The 16,629-nt window shown below is 62.2% G+C and carries 18 protein-coding genes and 1 other RNA gene; 6 read left to right on the top strand and 13 right to left on the bottom strand.

The features are described from left to right. Positions 1-126 precede the first annotated feature (126 nt). The 3 genes from ACW9UO_RS15395 to ACW9UO_RS15385 form a co-directional block, all read right to left on the bottom strand. The gene (locus ACW9UO_RS15395) at positions 127-1,461 is read right to left on the bottom strand and encodes an 8-oxoguanine deaminase (RefSeq protein ID WP_457086652.1); all 1,335 of its coding nucleotides are present in this window, start codon (positions 1,459-1,461) and stop codon (positions 127-129) included. A 105-nt stretch (positions 1,462-1,566) separates the two neighbouring features. Beyond that, the gene (gene hisN, locus ACW9UO_RS15390; protein ID WP_457086651.1) at positions 1,567-2,358 is read right to left on the bottom strand and encodes a histidinol-phosphatase; all 792 of its coding nucleotides are present in this window, start codon (positions 2,356-2,358) and stop codon (positions 1,567-1,569) included. A 48-nt stretch (positions 2,359-2,406) separates the two neighbouring features. Next, positions 2,407-2,784, bottom strand: coding sequence for a helix-turn-helix domain-containing protein (locus ACW9UO_RS15385; protein WP_457086650.1), 378 nt, complete (start codon positions 2,782-2,784; stop codon positions 2,407-2,409). Positions 2,785-3,109: 325 nt separating this feature from the next. Between ACW9UO_RS15385 and ACW9UO_RS15380 the strand changes: the two genes are divergently transcribed. Continuing rightward, on the top strand, positions 3,110-4,069 hold the full coding sequence (locus ACW9UO_RS15380) for an NADPH:quinone oxidoreductase family protein (RefSeq protein WP_457086649.1): 960 nt from the start codon (positions 3,110-3,112) through the stop codon (positions 4,067-4,069). Positions 4,070-4,102: 33 nt separating this feature from the next. Here the strand turns inward: ACW9UO_RS15380 and ACW9UO_RS15375 are convergent, their stop codons facing one another. Beyond that, complete coding sequence (locus ACW9UO_RS15375) at positions 4,103-4,960, bottom strand: LysR family transcriptional regulator (protein WP_457086648.1); 858 nt, start codon at positions 4,958-4,960, stop codon at positions 4,103-4,105. Positions 4,961-5,077: 117 nt separating this feature from the next. Here ACW9UO_RS15375 and ACW9UO_RS15370 point away from each other — a divergent pair, with 117 nt between their 5' ends. Together ACW9UO_RS15370 and ACW9UO_RS15365 are read left to right on the top strand one after the other, a co-directional pair. Continuing rightward, positions 5,078-5,284 carry a DUF1127 domain-containing protein gene (locus ACW9UO_RS15370; protein WP_457086647.1) on the top strand — a complete coding sequence of 69 codons (207 nt, stop codon included), beginning with the start codon at positions 5,078-5,080 and terminating at the stop codon, positions 5,282-5,284. A 127-nt stretch (positions 5,285-5,411) separates the two neighbouring features. Continuing rightward, complete coding sequence (locus ACW9UO_RS15365; RefSeq protein WP_457086646.1) at positions 5,412-6,152, top strand: Bax inhibitor-1/YccA family protein; 741 nt, start codon at positions 5,412-5,414, stop codon at positions 6,150-6,152. Between the two features lie 446 nt (positions 6,153-6,598). On the opposite strand, the gene rpmG is transcribed toward ACW9UO_RS15365, so the two are convergent. From rpmG to gatC, 6 genes are all read right to left on the bottom strand, one after another. Further along, positions 6,599-6,766 (bottom strand): 50S ribosomal protein L33, encoded by a 168-nt coding sequence (rpmG, locus tag ACW9UO_RS15360; RefSeq protein ID WP_417523172.1) that lies wholly within the window; start codon positions 6,764-6,766, stop codon positions 6,599-6,601. A 343-nt stretch (positions 6,767-7,109) separates the two neighbouring features. Next, positions 7,110-7,526, bottom strand: an RNA gene (gene rnpB, locus ACW9UO_RS15355) — RNase P RNA component class A. An 11-nt stretch (positions 7,527-7,537) separates the two neighbouring features. Next, complete coding sequence (locus ACW9UO_RS15350; RefSeq protein ID WP_457086645.1) at positions 7,538-8,236, bottom strand: N-acetylmuramoyl-L-alanine amidase; 699 nt, start codon at positions 8,234-8,236, stop codon at positions 7,538-7,540. Positions 8,237-8,239: 3 nt separating this feature from the next. Beyond that, positions 8,240-8,902, bottom strand: coding sequence for a hypothetical protein (locus ACW9UO_RS15345; RefSeq protein ID WP_457086644.1), 663 nt, complete (start codon positions 8,900-8,902; stop codon positions 8,240-8,242). A gap of 34 nt (positions 8,903-8,936) precedes the next feature. Then, positions 8,937-10,424, bottom strand: coding sequence for an Asp-tRNA(Asn)/Glu-tRNA(Gln) amidotransferase subunit GatA (gatA, locus tag ACW9UO_RS15340; protein WP_457086643.1), 1,488 nt, complete (start codon positions 10,422-10,424; stop codon positions 8,937-8,939). Further along, the gene (gene gatC, locus ACW9UO_RS15335) at positions 10,424-10,711 is read right to left on the bottom strand and encodes an Asp-tRNA(Asn)/Glu-tRNA(Gln) amidotransferase subunit GatC (RefSeq protein WP_457086642.1); all 288 of its coding nucleotides are present in this window, start codon (positions 10,709-10,711) and stop codon (positions 10,424-10,426) included. The genes gatA and gatC overlap by 1 nt, the downstream gene beginning before the upstream one ends. Before the next feature lie 301 nt (positions 10,712-11,012). On the opposite strand from gatC, the gene ACW9UO_RS15330 reads away from it, so the two are divergent. Then, positions 11,013-11,705 carry a metal-dependent hydrolase gene (locus tag ACW9UO_RS15330; RefSeq protein ID WP_457086641.1) on the top strand — a complete coding sequence of 231 codons (693 nt, stop codon included), beginning with the start codon at positions 11,013-11,015 and terminating at the stop codon, positions 11,703-11,705. A 45-nt stretch (positions 11,706-11,750) separates the two neighbouring features. Here the strand turns inward: ACW9UO_RS15330 and ACW9UO_RS15325 are convergent, their stop codons facing one another. Then, positions 11,751-12,494, bottom strand: a complete 744-nt coding sequence (locus tag ACW9UO_RS15325; protein ID WP_457086640.1) for a 1-(5-phosphoribosyl)-5-[(5-phosphoribosylamino)methylideneamino]imidazole-4-carboxamide isomerase — start codon at positions 12,492-12,494, stop codon at positions 11,751-11,753. Between the two features lie 97 nt (positions 12,495-12,591). Next, positions 12,592-13,638, bottom strand: coding sequence for a Glu/Leu/Phe/Val family dehydrogenase (locus ACW9UO_RS15320; RefSeq protein ID WP_457086639.1), 1,047 nt, complete (start codon positions 13,636-13,638; stop codon positions 12,592-12,594). A gap of 131 nt (positions 13,639-13,769) precedes the next feature. Here ACW9UO_RS15320 and ACW9UO_RS15315 point away from each other — a divergent pair, with 131 nt between their 5' ends. Next, entirely contained in the window at positions 13,770-14,222 is a 453-nt protein-coding gene (locus ACW9UO_RS15315; RefSeq protein WP_457086638.1) for an Lrp/AsnC family transcriptional regulator, read from the top strand. Between the two features lie 163 nt (positions 14,223-14,385). On the opposite strand, the gene ACW9UO_RS15310 is transcribed toward ACW9UO_RS15315, so the two are convergent. Beyond that, entirely contained in the window at positions 14,386-14,667 is a 282-nt protein-coding gene (locus ACW9UO_RS15310; RefSeq protein WP_457086637.1) for an acylphosphatase, read from the bottom strand. 124 nt (positions 14,668-14,791) lie between these two features. Here ACW9UO_RS15310 and lepA point away from each other — a divergent pair, with 124 nt between their 5' ends. Continuing rightward, positions 14,792-16,591, top strand: coding sequence for a translation elongation factor 4 (gene lepA / locus ACW9UO_RS15305; RefSeq protein ID WP_457086636.1), 1,800 nt, complete (start codon positions 14,792-14,794; stop codon positions 16,589-16,591). The last annotated feature ends 38 nt before the right edge of the window (positions 16,592-16,629 follow it).

The following is a 16,629-nucleotide window of genomic DNA, read 5'->3' as shown; positions in this document are numbered from 1 at the left end:
GCCCCCTCAAGCGCCTCTCAGCAGATGCAAATCCAGTGCCACCCACGCCACGCTAAATAAGGAAACGTCACCTCGCCCCGAGCAAAATAAAGCGTGCGGAAGCACTCATTTCTTAGAAACGCCGCCCTAAGCCATCAGCCGCTGCGCCAGCACGTTCTGCCGCCGCACCGCCGCGCCCAGATCAAACGACACCACCTCGCCGCCCCGCACCACCGCGCGCCCCTCGACAAACAGATCGCGCACCCGCGTCGGCCCGGCCAGCAACAGCGCCGCCATGTCCCAACTGCCCGCCGCCTCTACGCCCGACATGTCCCAGATCGCCAGATCGGCCCGTTTGCCCACCGCGATCTGGCCGCAGTCGTGCCGGCCCAAAACCTCGGCCCCGCCCCGCGTCGCAATCCGCAGCGCCTCACGCGCCGACATCGCATCGGCCCCGCGCGCGACCCGCTGCAACAACATCGCTTGCCGCGCCTCGGCCACCAGATTTCCGCTGTCATTCGACGCTGATCCATCCACGCCAAGACCCACCCGAACGCCCGCATCCCGCATCGCCCGCACCGGCGCAATCCCCGAGCCAAGCCGGCAGTTCGAACAGGGGCAATGCGCCACCCCAGTCAGGCTTTTCGCAAACAGATCAATCTCTTGCGTGTCCAGTTTGACGCAATGCGCGTGCCAGACATCTTCGCCGGTCCACCCCAAGTCCTCGGCATATTGCCCTGGACGACAGCCAAATTTCTCCAGCGAATAGGCGATGTCCTCGTCATTTTCCGCCAGATGGGTGTGCAACATCACCCCCTTGTCACGCGCCAGAACCGCCGCATCGCGCATCAGGTCACGGCTCACCGAAAACGGCGAACAGGGCGCCAGTCCGACCCGCACCATCGCGCCCTCGCGTGCATCGTGATGCGCGTCCACCACCCGGATCATATCCTCCAGAATCGCCGCCTCACGCTCGACCAGCGAATCCGGTGGCAGACCGCCATCGCTTTCGCCAATCGACATCGCGCCGCGTGTCGGATGAAACCGCAGACCAACCTCTTGCGCCGCCGCAATCGTGTCGTCCAACCGCGCGCCGCCGGGATACAGATACAGGTGATCCGACGACATCGTGCACCCCGACAGGGCCAGTTCGGCCAGCCCGACTTGGGCCGAGGTAAACATCTCTTCCGGACCAAAGCGCGCCCAGATCGGATAGAGCGTCTTGAGCCAGCCAAACAACAGCGCATCCTGCCCGCCCGGCACCGCGCGGGTCAGCGTCTGGTACAAATGGTGGTGGGTGTTCACCAGCCCCGGCGTGACAAGGCAACCGGCGGCATTCACCACCTCGCCGCGCGTCTCAAGCCCGGTGCCAATCTCGGCAATCACGCCGTCTTTCAGGCGAATGTCACAGCCCGCAAGCTCACTGCCCGCGTCATCCATCGTCAGGCCAAGCCCGACTGTTTTCAGCAAAATTTCCGTCATGGGAAAAACCTCAGAGGTGCGCCCATTTCTGAGGTGAATCCGCCGCGCCGGTAATGGGCAAAGTTCGCGCAACGTGCCGCAGGTTACCCAAGCCTCGCCGCACGATCAAGCGTTGAGACGCGCCAAAGCCTTGGCATGGATGTCCCGATTGGCCGCCGCAATGACCCGGCCACCGTCATGCGCCGGGCCGCCTTGCCAATCCGTCACCACGCCGCCAGCGGCTTGGATCACCGCAATCGGAGCCTGAATGTCATAGGCGTTCAGCCCCGCCTCGATCACCAGATCAACCTGCCCCGCCGCCAAAAGCGCATAGGCATAGCAGTCCATCCCAAACCGCGTCAGCTGCACCTCGGCCGCCACCCGTTCAAATCCGGCGCGTTCCTCAGCGCTGCCCACCTCGGGAAAGGTGGTAAACAACAACGCCTTATCGAGAGTTTTGGTCTGCCGCGTGCGCAAATCACGCCCGCCCTGCGGCCCGTCCATCCGCGCCGTTCCAAAGCCACCGCGAAACCGCTCGCCGATATACGGCTGGTCGATGATGCCCAGCATCGGGCCATCCGCGTTTGACAGCGCGATCAGCACGCCCCAGGTCGGGGTGCCGCTGATAAACCCGCGCGTGCCGTCGATCGGGTCAAGCACCCACGTCAGCCCACTGCGGCCCTCGGTCGCGCCAAATTCTTCGCCTAAAATGCCGTCATCGGGCCGCATCTCGGCCAACACCGCGCGCATCGCTGTCTCTGCCGCGCGATCCGCGACCGTGACCGGATCGAATCCGGCGGCAAGCTTGGACGTTGTGTCCAACGCCGTGCCCCTGAAATACGGCAAAATGGCCGCACGCGCTGCGTCGGCCATTCTATCGGCCACCTGCCAGAGGTGGCTCACGTCATCATCTTGCATGTCCATCGCCCCCGTTGGTGCGGCCCGAGGGCCGCCACTTGGGGTGACTTATGCGACGTCGCTCAACACACGGGCAAGCTCGAACAACCGCCGACGCTGATTTTCCGGAATCGCGTAGTAGGAACGAACCAGATCCAATGCTTCTTTGTCGCCAAGAAGATCGGCAGGCACACCCTTGTCCGGCGATTGCGCCGCAGGGGCCTCGCCCTCTTCGATGCCTTCAAAGAAAAAGCTTACAGGCACCTCAAGAGCATCGGCAATGTCCCAGAGCCGCGAGGCGCTGACACGGTTCGCACCGGTCTCATATTTCTGAATCTGCTGGAACTTGATACCGACATGTTCGGCCAACTGTTGCTGGGTCATCCCAACCAGCCAACGGCGGTGCCTGATGCGTTTGCCAACATGAACGTCCACGGGGTGTGGCATGTTATTCATCCTTCACTTGATGCGACTCCGTTTCCCGGCCCTTTCAGACCCGGACATCACATACGATTGTTATAGTGGGATCGAGTGGAACCCACATTTTTCTTGACAGTGCACCCCTGCAGCACCGGAAAAGATACGGGAGGAACTTCAGAAAGCAAGAAAAAAGAACGCGTAAAAGGTTTACGGTTAACAAAACGCACACGCAAAACGGTAAGAGAACACCGCTTCTGAGGCCATTGGCGTGACATGTCATGCGCTTTACATTGGGACGGCGACCGGAAACTGTAAAGCGAAACAACCCGATTTACAGGAAACATCGACCAAAATGCGAGCCTTTCATATCGCCTCCGCCGGCGCCCCGGCGCAATTGTCCGACATCGAAATCCCGGCTCCTGGCCCCGGGGAAATCCGTGTTAAAATTGCAACATGCGGATTGAATTTTGCAGATTTGCTAATGGAGAAAGGCACTTACCAAGACACACCCGACGCCCCTTTCACCCTTGGGATGGAGGTTGCGGGCACGGTTGACGCGCTTGGGCCAGAGGTTGACGGCCCCGCCGTGGGCACCCGCGTCGCGGTGTTCGGCGGTCAGGGCGGTCTGGCCGAGTTCGGCTGTTTCGAGGCTGCGCGCGCTGTTTCGCTTCCGGAAACGATGAGTTTCGCAGACGCCGCCGCGTTTCAGATCGCTTACGGTACGTCACACGTCGCGCTTGCGCACCGCGCGCGCCTTCAGCCGGGGGAAAACCTGCTGGTTTTGGGCGCATCGGGCGGAGTCGGGCTGACGGCGGTCGAGATCGGGCGGATCATGGGGGCCACTGTGATCGCCTGTGCGCGCGGCCCTGAAAAGCTTCAAGCGGCGCGCGCTGCCGGGGCACACCACCTGCTGGACTCTGAAACCTGCGATCTGCGCGCCGAGGTCAAGGCGCTCGGCGGGGCGGATGTGGTCTATGATCCGGTCGGCGGCACGCAATTCGAGGCCGCCTTTCGCGCCTGCAACCCCGAGGCCCGGCTGCTGCCGATTGGCTTTGCCAGCGGCGACGTTCCCCAGATCAAGTCCAACCATCTGCTGGTCAAAAATCTCTCGGTGCTCGGGCTCTACTGGGGCGGATATTTGAAATTCAAACCGCAAGTCATTGCAGAGTCGATGAAAACTCTGATGGAGTGGCACAGCCAAGGCCGCATTACCCCGCATATCAGCCACACTTTGCCGTTAGAGGAGGCCGCCACCGCGATGGCACTGCTGCGCGACCGCAAATCCACCGGCAAGGTTGTGGTGACGCTGTAAAACGCGGCAATATCAGACCTTTGCCCCGTCAACCTAGAGCGTATCGTAACCCTGTTCGATCATGTCGGCCAAAACATCCACAGGCTTCTGGCCGGATTGCCGGTTGCGATACACGTTGATGCGATAGCTGCCCAGATCAGGCAGATCGCAGGACGCCGGCAGCTCAATCAGCTCTTTGGGCGCGGTGCCTTCGAGCAGCGCGCAGACCGCCAGATCGGCGCTGACCGTGGCCTCGACCGTGCGATCACTGTCGGTGTCGACCACCGAAATCCAGTCGAGGCCCGCCGCATCCAGTTTTTCCACGATGCCGCTGCGAAAGGCACAGACCCGGGCCTGCGCGAGACAAAGCGGCCGCTGCCGCCACGCCTGCCCGTCCGGTGCGCCGATCCACCGCAGAGCAATCTCGGTCAGGGTCTCGCCGCCGGTATCAACCTCGCTTTCGGTGGTCAGGATCAGATCAAGCGCGCCACGGGCGAAGTCGGCCTTGAGCGCGGCCGTGTGGCCGGTGACAAGCTGCACCCGCACCCGCGGCATCTCGGCGGCAAAACGTTGCATCACGCGCGGCACCACCGGATAGACGATGTCATAAGGCACGCCCAGGGTCAGTTGGCCGGAGTATTCCTCATGGGTCAGCCGGGCAAAGGCCTCGTCGTTCAGCTCGACCATGCGTTTGGCATAGCCCAGCAGCTGCTCGCCCGACCCGGTCAGGGCGATGCGGCGGGCCGAGCGGTCAAGCAGCTCGAGCCCGAGCAATTCTTCGAGCCGTTTGAGCTGCATCGAGACCGCCGATTGCGTGAGGTTGAGAAAGCCCGCCGCGCGGGTCACGCCGCCGGTTTGCGCCACCGCCACGAAACTGCGCAGCACGGTTACATCAAGATTGCGCACTAACATCACCCCTTGTGATACGTTGGATCATAAACATTCGTTTCCACTATGGATGGCGCGGGCCTAGATATCAATAAGTGAAATGCTACACCGATGATCCATCAAGAAATGAGGAGAGACCCCATGACCAGCCCCCTCGCAATTGCCCGCAGCCCACGCAAACGCGCCGCCCTGCCCCGCCTTGCCGAATTGGCCGCGCTGTACCGCCAACGCCGCGCGCTGGCACAGCTTGATCCCGCGCGGCTTGCGGATATCGGTGTGTCCGCGTCCGAGGCGCAGCAAGAGGCCGCGCGCCCGTTTTGGGATGTTCCGTGCCACTGGTTGCGCTGACTTGGCTCAATTCTCGCGAAATTAACCCTTCGCACCCGCTGAACATCTTGAAAATCCGCGCCGTTCCGCCAATATTTGGCAGGACGGCGCGCATTCGCGGGCCACATGTCTTTTTCGGAGGGAATCGATGGCTGACTACAACACAATCCGGACGTCTGCGGCAGGCGCCCGCGCCGCCCAGATTGACGAGGGACTGCGCGCCCACATGAATAAGGTCTACGGCACGATGTCCGTAGGCATGCTGATCACCTTCGCGGTGGCTTGGGCGGTCGGGTCGAACCCGTCGCTGCTCGCTGTGTTCCGCGATCCGGCGACGCTGCAACCCAACATTCTGGGCTGGATCATCATGTTCGCGCCGCTTGGCATGGTTTTTGCTTTCGGTGCCGCGATCAACAAGCTGTCGGCCGCCGGTGCGCAACTGTTCTTCTATGTCTTCGCAGCCGTCATGGGCCTGTCGCTCAGCTGGATCTTCGTGGCCTTCACCGACTATTCGATTGCGCAGGTCTTTCTGATCACCTCGATCGCCTTCGCGGGTCTGAGCCTGTTTGGCTACACCACCAAGAAGGACATCTCCGGCTGGGGATCGTTCCTGATCATGGGCGTGATTGGCCTGATCGTGGCGTCGATCGTCAACATCTTCCTTGGTTCGCCCGAGATCATGTTCGCGATCTCGATCCTGGGTGTGCTGATTTTCGCTGGCCTGACAGCTTATGATACGCAGAAGATCAAGAACACCTACCTCGCGCATGCCCATCACGGCGACAGCGAGTGGCTGGCGAAGTCGGCGATCATGGGGGCGCTGAACCTCTACCTCGACTTCATCAACATGTTCATGTTCTTGCTGCAACTGTTCGGCAACCGCGAGTAAGCGGGTATCGCTTTGAATTCGAAGGGGCCGGTTGGAAACAACCGGCCCTTTTTGTTTGTCACAGGTGGCGTGCGGTGGCCGCGCTGCACAGCCAACAAGGGGCCGTAGTGTAGGAGACGAGCAGAGGTCATTGGGACCGATACCAGCCCCGCCCGACAGGCGCTGGGGAGCCCCCCGTCACACTCCCTGTCAAAGCGCCTGCCATGGCTTCTGGCATACCGCCTGTCATAGCTTGGACGAACCGCTGGGTTGCCTCCCTCTGCGCGCGCCGCAACCGACCTCACACAACAGGTTTGGAACTACAGGTCAGGCACAATTGGTCAGGCACAATAGGCCGGGCGCAATAGGTGGCGCGCAATAGGTGGCGCGCAATAGGTGGCGCGCAACGAAAAACGCCGCGCGGCCAAGGGCTGCACGGCGTTCTGTTCGTTCGGTCGGAAGATCGCTTACTTGATCTTGCCTTCCTTGTATTCCACATGCTTGCGCACGACGGGGTCGTACTTGCGCTGTGTCATTTTCTCGGTCATCGTCCGCGCGTTCTTCTTGGTCACATAAAAGTGGCCGGTGCCCGCGGTCGAATTCAGGCGGATCTTGATTGTGGTCGGCTTCGCCATTTCTCGTCTCCTGCGTGGCGCGGGCCAGTGCCTACGCGCTCTCGTAAATCTCTATGAGGTTCGCCTTCTACCGTGATGTGGCCCCGAGTCAAGCGCTATTCTCGTGGATTTCGATTGGCAAAGGCTCACCGGCGAAATTGGTCGCATTACTGCTCTGCCTTATGGGTTTGGCGGGCTATGTCACAGTGTCGTTTGGGGTTCCGCCCTAGGAGAGTTTGGGGGCTCTGCCCCAGGGTGTTTGGGGGCTCTGCCCCCGTGGCCTTCGGCCCCTCCCCCGAGGTATTTTTGAACAGAAGAAGGACTGGGACGGTGAAAAACTTGGCGTGGTGCTTGGGCCGATAAAGTGCGCGGAAGGCCTGTAAGCCGGATTCTGTGACGGCCTTGCGACCGTTGATGACCATTCTTCTTGGCACATGGTTGCCCATGCACCTCTAGCTGCCAACCCGGGCCTCTCGGGCTGAAGTGTCCCTGCGCAGATATCCCCGAAAGGATCAAACGCGCGCGAGGCCCCTATTTGGCATTGCTCCCGGTGGGGCTTGCCATGCGGGCGCTGTTGCCAGCCCCCCGGTGGGCTCTTACCCCACCGTTTCACCTTTACCCTGAGTCGCAGTCAAAGGCGCACCTTCGGTGCGACCAGGGCAGTCTGTTCTCTGTGGCGCTCTCCGTCGGGTTGCCCCGCCCGGGCGTTACCCGGCACCGTTACTTCATGGAGTCCGGACTTTCCTCGAGGGTTGCCCCCCGCGGCCATCCAGCCTTCCGCGCAGGGCGCATCTAGGCGCTGGCGGCGGCGCGGTCAACGGGAAAGCGTGCGGCAAGGTCACTCAGCGCCGCCATATCGGCGGATGTGAGCGGGCCAGAGGCCCAAGGGCGAAAACGGGCGCGGATGGCATCAAGCAGCACGGCGTCGGTGGCCTCGGCCGTATAGCCGACCTTTGCAGCCAGCGTGCGGAACTGCGCTGAGTCCGGCGCGGTGCCCTCGGCAGGCGCGGGCCAGACCGACAGACCGGCACGCGCCAGCCGGAGCCAGTCAAAGCGGCGGCCCGGATCGATCTTGCGCCCCGGTGCCATGTCAGAGTGGCCAATGACGCGCTCTGGCGGGATCGCCCAGCGCGCCATGATCCGCGCCAGCAGCGCCTCGACACAGGCCATCTGCGGCTCGGAGAACGGCTGTGCGCCGGTGTTGGTGATCTCGATCCCGATCGAGCGCGAATTGACGTCGGTGACCGCGCCCCAGCGCCCGGCCCCAGCGTGCCAGGCGCGCTGGTCTTCGGCCACCATCTGGATCAGATCACCAGTGGTGGAAATCAGGTAATGCGCCGAGACCTCGGCCTCGGGATTGCAGAGCCAGTCACGGGCGGCAGAGGTCTGGGGCATCGCGGTGTAATGCAGCACCACAATGTCGGGCAAGGCACCCAGCCGCCGCGCACCGCAATTGGGTGACGGGTGCCAGAGCGCCTGCGGATCGCGCAAGGGTCAGCCGCCCCGCACTCGGCGGAACGGGATAGGATCCCACGCGCAGGCAAAGCCGTCGCCATCGGGATCAAGCGCCTTACGGTCTTTCTGCGGGCCACCGTTGGCGAGGAACTCCTCTTGCGCCAGATCGGGGCTGGCGAAGGCGCCACAATTGCGCAGGTGCTTGGCCTGAGTGTTCAGCGAGGAGCGTTTGTAGACCGCCGCCCCCACCGGATTGTTGGTTTGCAGTGCAAATTCCACGATATTGGGCCGGCCATCGCCTTGCCGTGTTGGCAGCGAGGTCGGCTCGATCACCCGATACTGCGATTGCGCCTGGCGCAGCCGCTCGGCGTCGTCCTGAATGTCACGCTCGCCCGAGACCGCCTGAAAGTCCTGCTCGCGGCTGATGCCGTCACTGTCGGTCACGGCCTGCGGCGGCGGGTTGTTCGGGTTGGCATCAAGCGGGGTCTCGCCAGAATTGGCGTTGCGCGCCTGCTGCGCCGCGTCATCGTCCAAAGTGCTGGTGGTGACCGGCGATGCGCCTTCGAGACGGGCATCGCGCTGCATACGCGCGTCGCGTTCCTGATCAACCCGGTCGAATCCGACGCCAGCCCCGCTATCGGGGACCGACGTCGTGCACGCCACCAAACCGCTCAACGCGACACTTATCAGCAAAAAACGCATGGTTACGGCCTCATACCTGCTCGTTGGCGGTGCTTTACCACCATTTCGCGGGCTTGGAAACAAAACCCGCCGCCTGCTCAAGCGCATAAGCGCAATTCAGCAGGTCGCCTTCTTCCCAAGGCCGCCCGATCAGTTGCAGCCCCAAAGGCAGCCCCTGTTTGTCGATCCCCGCAGGCACCGAAATGCCCGGCAGACCGGCAAGGTTGACGGTGACGGTAAAGACATCGTTAAGGTACATCTGCACCGGATCGGCGTCTTTCATCTCGCCCAGACCAAAGGCCGCCGAGGGGGTGGCGGGCGTCAGGATCGCGTCGATCCCCTGCGCGAACGCATCCTCGAAGTCCTTCTTGATCAGCGTCCGCACCTTGCGCGCGCGGTTGTAATATGCATCGTAAAAGCCCGCCGACAGAACGTAAGTCCCGACCATAATGCGCCGCTGCACTTCGTGGCCAAAGCCCTCGGCGCGGGTCTTTTCGTACATCTCGGTGATGCCGTCGCCCTGCGCCAATTGCGCGCGGTGGCCATAGCGCACGCCGTCATAGCGTGCGAGGTTCGAAGACGCCTCGGCAGGCGCAATCACGTAATAGGTTGGCAGCGCGTATTTCGTGTGCGGCAGGCTGATATCAACGATCTCTGCCCCGGCATCCTGCAACATCTTGCGGCCCTCGGCCCAGAGCGCTTCGATCTCGTCGGGCATCCCGTCCATGTGGTATTCGCGCGGAATGCCGATCTTCTTGCCTTTGATATCGCCGGTCAGCATCGCCTCGAAATTCGGCACCGCCAGATCGGCCGAGGTGCTGTCCATCGGATCATGGCCACACATCGCCTCAAGCATAATTGCCGCGTCGCGCACATCTTTGGTCATCGGCCCGGCCTGGTCGAGGCTCGACGCAAACGCCACGATGCCCCAACGCGAACAGCGGCCATAGGTCGGCTTGATGCCGGTGATGCCGGTGAAGGCAGCAGGCTGTCGGATCGAGCCGCCGGTGTCGGTGCCAGTCGCGGCAAGGCAGAGGTCCGCCGCCACAGCCGAGGCCGACCCACCCGACGAGCCGCCCGGCGTCAGCTCAGCATCGTCATTGCCACGCCGCCAAGGGTTCACCGCGTTGCCATAGGTCGAGGTTTCGTTCGACGAGCCCATCGCGAATTCGTCCATGTTGAGCTTGCCCAACATGACCGCGCCGCTTTCAAACAACTGGCGCGTTACGGTGCTCTCATACTCGGGCTTGAACCCGTCAAGGATGTTCGAGGCCGCCTGCGAGGCGACACCCTTGGTGCAGAACAGATCCTTGATGCCAAGCGGGATACCGCACATGTCAGGCGCGTCGCCGGCCTTGATCCGCGCATCCGCCGCAGCGGCTTGGCCCAAGGCAATCTCGGGCGTCTTATGCACCACTGCATTCAGCGCCCCGGCACCTTCGATCGCCGACAGACAGGCCTCGGTCAGCTCAACACTCGTCACATCACCCTTGCGCAGCGCATCACGCGCCTCGGCGATCTTCATCCCATTCAGCTCAGCCATCACTCAACCACCTTCGGCACTGCAAAAAATCCTTCCCGCGCATCAGGAGCATTCTTGAGAACTTTTTCCTGCTGATTGCCGTCCGTCACCCCGTCCGTGCGCCGCTTCAAACGCATCGGCGTCACCGACACCATCGGCGCAACGCCCTCAACATCCACTTCATTCAGCTGTTCGATAAAGCCGAGGATGTTGTTGAATTCCTGCGCCAGCGCCGGCAGGTCGGCTTCTGCCACGCGGATGCGGGCCAGTTTCGCCACTTTGGCGGCGGTGCCTTGGTCAATCGACATCGGGGTACTCCCAAGCATTCAGGTCTGAGGAGCGCTTTACCGCTCTGCCCCGCCGCCCGCAACCATATGCCGGCGGGAAAGCGCGAACATAAGGCCGCAACACGCCCCCTTTGGGCAAATGCCGCCACACCTGTGCCCAACACCCCTTCTTCTTCTGTTTAAAAATACCTCGGAGAGCGCGAGAGGCTGGCCTCTCGCTCCCGCGCGCGCAGCCTAGACCAAACGCCTGATCCTGCTAGGCTCAGTCCAAATCAGAGATGGTGCAAATCAGAGATGCCCCAAATCACAAAGGAGACCCCAGATGCAGCTTATATGGCTCGGCCACGGCTCTTTCCGCCTCGACGCCGGTGAGGCAAAAATCCTGATCGACCCCTGGCTCACCGGCAACCCGATGCTTGACGAAAGCCAACATGACGCCGCCACCCAAGGCGCCACGCATATCCTGCTGACCCATTGCCATTTCGACCATGTGATCGACGTGCTGCAACTGGCGCGCAAGCTCGATATCCCGGTGGTCGGGCAATACGACGTGCTCAGCCATTGGGGCGAGCACGAAAGCATCGACGCGGTCGGCTTTAACAAAGGCGGCACCGTCGAGCTGGCCGGGGTCAAGGTCACGATGGTGCCCGCGTCACATTCCTCAAGTTTCGCCAGCGACACCGGGCCAAAGGCGGCGGGCAGCGAAGTGGGCTATATGATCGCGGCCGAGGGCCGGGTGATCTATCTGTCAGGCGACACCACGATCATGGCCGATATGGAGTGGATGGGCGACTACCACAAACCCGACATCGGCATCCTGTCGGCGGGCGGGCACTTCACCATGGACATGGCAGGCGCGGCTTATGCGGCCAAGCGGTACTTCAAATTCAAGACCGTGATCCCCTGCCACTACCGCACCTTCCCGATTCTTGAACAATCGGCAGAGGTGCTGCGCGACGGGCTGCCCGGTGTCGACGTCATCGACCCCGAGGTCATGCAGCCCATCGACCTTTAGCAGGTCCACGGTGGGCGTGGGGTGGGTGTGGCCCACCCCTGCCCGCTACAGAAATTCCGCCACCGCCTCTGTCGGCCCAGCCGCCAGCGCCAGCGCCTCACCCAGATCGACGCTTTTGTTAAACAGCGCCCGGCCCACCACGGCTCCGGCCACGTTGCGCACGTATTTCAGCCGCGCCAGATCATCGAGCGTGCGCACCAGCCCGCTGGCAATCACCGGATGGCGCGAGGCCCCGGCAAGCTCGGTCACCAGCGCAAGCGAGGCCTCAGCATCGCTGATGTCCGCGTCGATGTCGGTGATGATGATCGCCGCCAAAGGATCGTCGCGAAACTGCGCGAGGAAATCGCCCGGCTCAAAGGCCGAGGTTTCGCGCCAACCGTGGCTCATCACCCGCCCCTGATAGACATCAACGGCCAGCACGATCTGATCGGGGTGATATTTGGCGGCGGCTTTCACCAGCGCCGGATTGCTTAACGCGGCGGTGCCAATCACAACCCGACCGACGCCCATATCGATCAGATGTTCGATCCGCTCGCGCGACCGCACGCCGCCGCCAAACTGGATCGGCACCTCGGCGGCGCGAATCAGATCTTGCAGCAGATCGTCCTGCGGCGGCTGGCCCGCGACCGCATCAAAATCGGTGACGTGGATCCACTCTGCGCCCGCATGGGCAAAGCCCCGCGCGCAGTCCAGCGGATCACGATGCCAGATTTGCGGCTCGTCCAGACGCCCGCGATAAAGGCTCACCACGCGGCCAGCCTGAAGTTCGATAGTCGGATATAGTTGCATGCGACGCCTCCCTGTCTGCACCACTATAGCATTATTCAGGAGGCCTGAGTCGCGCCGCGCGAAACGCGGCGCTCTCAGATCATTTGGCGACCCGTCTTTAGCCTGCGCGGCGCAGCATCCCCTGCTCCACCGTCGCATCGGCCACCAGCGCCGGGCTGACATCCTTGCGCGCTGCCGCGTCGAGGATGCCTTGCATCGTCGCTTCAAGCTGGCGCAACCGCTCGGCCACAAAACCGGCGCGCGACTCGAGCTGCAAGATTTCGGTGGCGACGTTGATGATGCCCCCGCCATTGGCGACGTAATCCGGCAAATACAGGATGCCGCGCGCGTGCAATGCCTTGGCTGTCGCCTCGTCGGCCAATTGGTTGTTGGCCGCGCCACAGATCATCGCGGCGTCGATCTCGGGCAGAGTTTTCGCGTTCAGCACGCCGCCAATCGCACAAGGTGCAAAGACATCGGCAGGCACGGCATGGATGGCACCCGGCTCGGCCACCTCTGCGCCAAAGGTCGCCACAGCCTCGGCCACACGGCCTGCATCGGTGTCGGCCACGATGAGGTGCGCGCCTGCCGCGTTGAGAAATTCACACAGGCTCCAGCCGACATGGCCAAGCCCCTGAACCGCAACACGTTTCCCCGCGAGGTCCGGGCAGCCAAACTGCCGCGCCGCGCCGATCTTCATCGCGTTGAACACGCCTTTGGCGGTCACTGGCGAAGGATCGCCGCTGGCGAAAGGCCCGTCGGCCAAACCGGCAACGAAATCGGTCTCGCCCGCCAGCACCTGCATGTCCGCGGGCGACATGCCCATGTCTTCGGCGGTCCAATAGCGCCCGTTCAGTTCGGCCACAGCGCGGCCCATCGCCCGCAGGCGGGCTTCGGTCTTGTCTGTGCGCGGATCGCCGAGGATCACCGCCTTGCCGCCACCCAAAGGCAGACCGGCTGCAGCGTTCTTGTAGGTCATGCCACGCGAGAGGGCCAAAACATCGGCCAGAGCCGCGTCAAATCCATCATACACCCGCATCCGCAGGCCACCCGCCGCGGGGCCAGACTTGGTCGAATGGATGGCAATGACACCCTCCAGCCCGCTGTCACGATCGGTGACGCGGTAAACCTCTTCATGTGTGGTGCAGTCGATCCGTGTGAGCATGTCGTACTTCTCCCTTTTGCCCAAGCTTGCGGGGGAGTCTAAGACCGTGTTTGGAGGAAAACGCACCATTTACCGTTGCGTGCCTCTGGGATTTTGGAGAAAATCACCAAAACTGGCCGGGGATTTAGAGAATGGACGCTGTCGACAAAAAGATCGTGCAGGCCTTGCAGCGCGATGGCCGGCAAAAGCTGGCGGATCTGTCTGAAAAAGTTGGGCTGTCGGCCACGCCTTTGGCGCGCCGTATCGCGCGGCTGGAAGCGGATGGCGTGATCACCGGCTACGCCGCGCGGGTCAATCAAGAGAAGCTGGGGCTGCCGCTGAATGTGTTTATTTTCATTGAGCTCGAGCAGCAGAACCGGAATGCGCTCACCCAGTTTGAAACGGCGCTGCGGCGGCATGACGAGGTGATGGAATGCTATCTGATGACCGGCACCCGCGACGTGCTGGTGCGGGTGGTGGCGCGCGATCTGGCGGGGTTTGACCGGTTCCTTGAGGACGGTTTGATGCAGGTGCCGGGCATTCGCAACATGCGGTCAAGCTTTGCGCTGCGTACGATGATCCGGCGCGATGTCTTGCCGATTTAGCGGGGTGTGGCGCGGGGTTTGGTCGCTTTTTCGCCCCGCCTGCGCGGGTCGACAGGCTGGGGGGCCAGCCCCCCAGACCCCCCAGGATATTTGTAGAGCCAGAGAAGGGCGGACGCGCGCTCGGGCTTTGACGTGGGTTGCCCGGAGTGTGACGGGTGGTGCTTTAGCCTGTGATGTCGAAACCTGTGACCTCGGGCACTGGCGTCACCGTTTCGACCGAAACGTCGCGCACGGCGGCGGCGCCCGGGCCGGCCCACAGCCGGTCGAGCATCACATCGACTTGATCCGCCGGACCCACCACCAGCGCCGAAACCGACCCGTCGGGATTGTTGCGCACCCAGCCGCGCAGGTCCAACGACTGCGCCTGCCCCTGCGTCCAGGCGCGAAACGCCACGCCTTGCACCCGGCCCATCACCCGTGCCTGTCTTGCGATGTTCTGTGTCATTGGCGGCCCTCCTGCGGTTTGTCCGCAACTCTGCCACGAATTGCGCTGCGGCAAAACAGATTGCACCGCCTCTGACGCTTACAGCCAATTGACGGCACGCCGATTTCGCATCATATCCCGATCCATGACAGACCTCGCCCATATCCGCAATTTCTCGATCGTCGCGCATATTGACCACGGGAAATCCACCCTCGCCGACCGGCTTATTCAATCCACCAATACGGTGGCCGAACGGGATATGAAGGCCCAGCTGCTTGACAGCATGGACATCGAACGCGAACGCGGCATCACCATCAAGGCCCAGACCGTGCGCATCGATTATGTGGCCAACAACGGCGAAGCCTATGTGCTTAACCTGATTGACACCCCCGGCCACGTCGACTTTGCCTACGAAGTCTCGCGCTCGATGCGGGCAGTCGAAGGCTCGCTTCTGGTGGTCGATTCGACCCAAGGGGTCGAGGCGCAGACCCTCGCCAACGTCTATCACGCGATTGATGCCAACCACGAGATCGTGCCGGTCCTGAACAAGATCGACCTGCCCGCTGCCGACTGTGACCGCGTTGCGGAACAGATCGAAGATGTGATCGGCATTGACGCATCGGAAGCGGTTCGGGTCTCGGCCAAAACCGGCATCGGCATCGCGGAAACGCTTGAGGCCATTGTCCACCGTCTGCCCGCCCCCAAGGGCGACCGCGACGCGCCGCTTAAGGCGATGCTGGTGGACAGCTGGTACGATTCCTATCTTGGCGTTGTGGTTCTGGTGCGGATCATGGATGGCGTGCTTAAGAAGGGCGACAACATCAAGATGATGCAGACCGGCGCGAAGTATGGCGTTGACCGCATTGGTGTGTTCCGCCCCGCCATGACCGTGATTGACGAACTTGGCCCCGGCGAAATCGGCTTTATCACCGCCTCGATAAAGCAGGTCCGCGATACCAAGGTCGGCGATACCGTCACGCATGAGAAAAAGGGCGCCGACACGCCCCTGCCCGGCTTTGCGCCGTCACAGCCGGTGGTGTTCTGTGGCCTGTTCCCGGTGGACAGCGCCGAATTCGAAGACCTGCGCGATGCGATCGAGAAACTGGCGCTGAATGACGCCTCCTTCAGCTATGAAATGGAGACGTCTGCGGCGCTTGGCTTCGGCTTCCGCTGCGGCTTTCTCGGGCTGTTGCACCTCGAGGTGATCCGGGACCGGGTCGAACGCGAATATGACATTGAGCTGATCACCACGGCGCCCTCGGTGATCTATCATATCTATATGAAAGACGGCAGTTTTGTCGAGCTGCACAACCCCGCCGACATGCCCGATCCGTCGACCATCGACCACCTCAAGGAACCGCGGATCAAGGCCACGATCCTTGTGCCCGATGAATACCTTGGCGACGTTCTGAAGCTCTGCCAAGACCGCCGTGGTATGCAGCTTGACCTGACTTATGCGGGCACGCGGGCGATGGTGGTCTATGATCTGCCATTGAACGAAGTGGTGTTTGATTTCTACGACCGGCTGAAATCGGTGACCAAGGGCTATGCCTCGTTTGACTATCAGATGACCGAATACCGCGAGGACAACCTCGTGAAAATGCAGGTGCTGGTGAATGACGAGCCGGTGGATGCGCTGTCGATGATGGTGCACCGCGACCGGGCTGAAATGCGCGGGCGGGCGATGTGCGAAAAGCTCAAAGAACTGATCCCGCGCCACATGTTCAAGATCCCGATCCAGGCGGCCATTGGCGGCAAGGTCATCGCGCGCGAGACCCTGTCGGCGCTGCGCAAGGACGTGACCGCGAAATGCTATGGCGGCGATGCGACGCGCAAGAAGAAACTGCTCGAGAAGCAGAAGGCCGGCAAGAAGAAGATGCGCCAGTTCGGCAAGGTCGACATCCCGCAAGAGGCGTTTATTTCTGCTTTGAAGATGGACAGTTAACTGTCCGTCTTTCGCGCGGGCCGACGTGGGTGACGCAG

The sequence above is a fragment of the Marinovum sedimenti genome, assembly GCF_054052205.1.
Note: the sequence above shows the minus strand (reverse complement) of the source record. Positions and strands in the feature narration are given on the sequence as shown.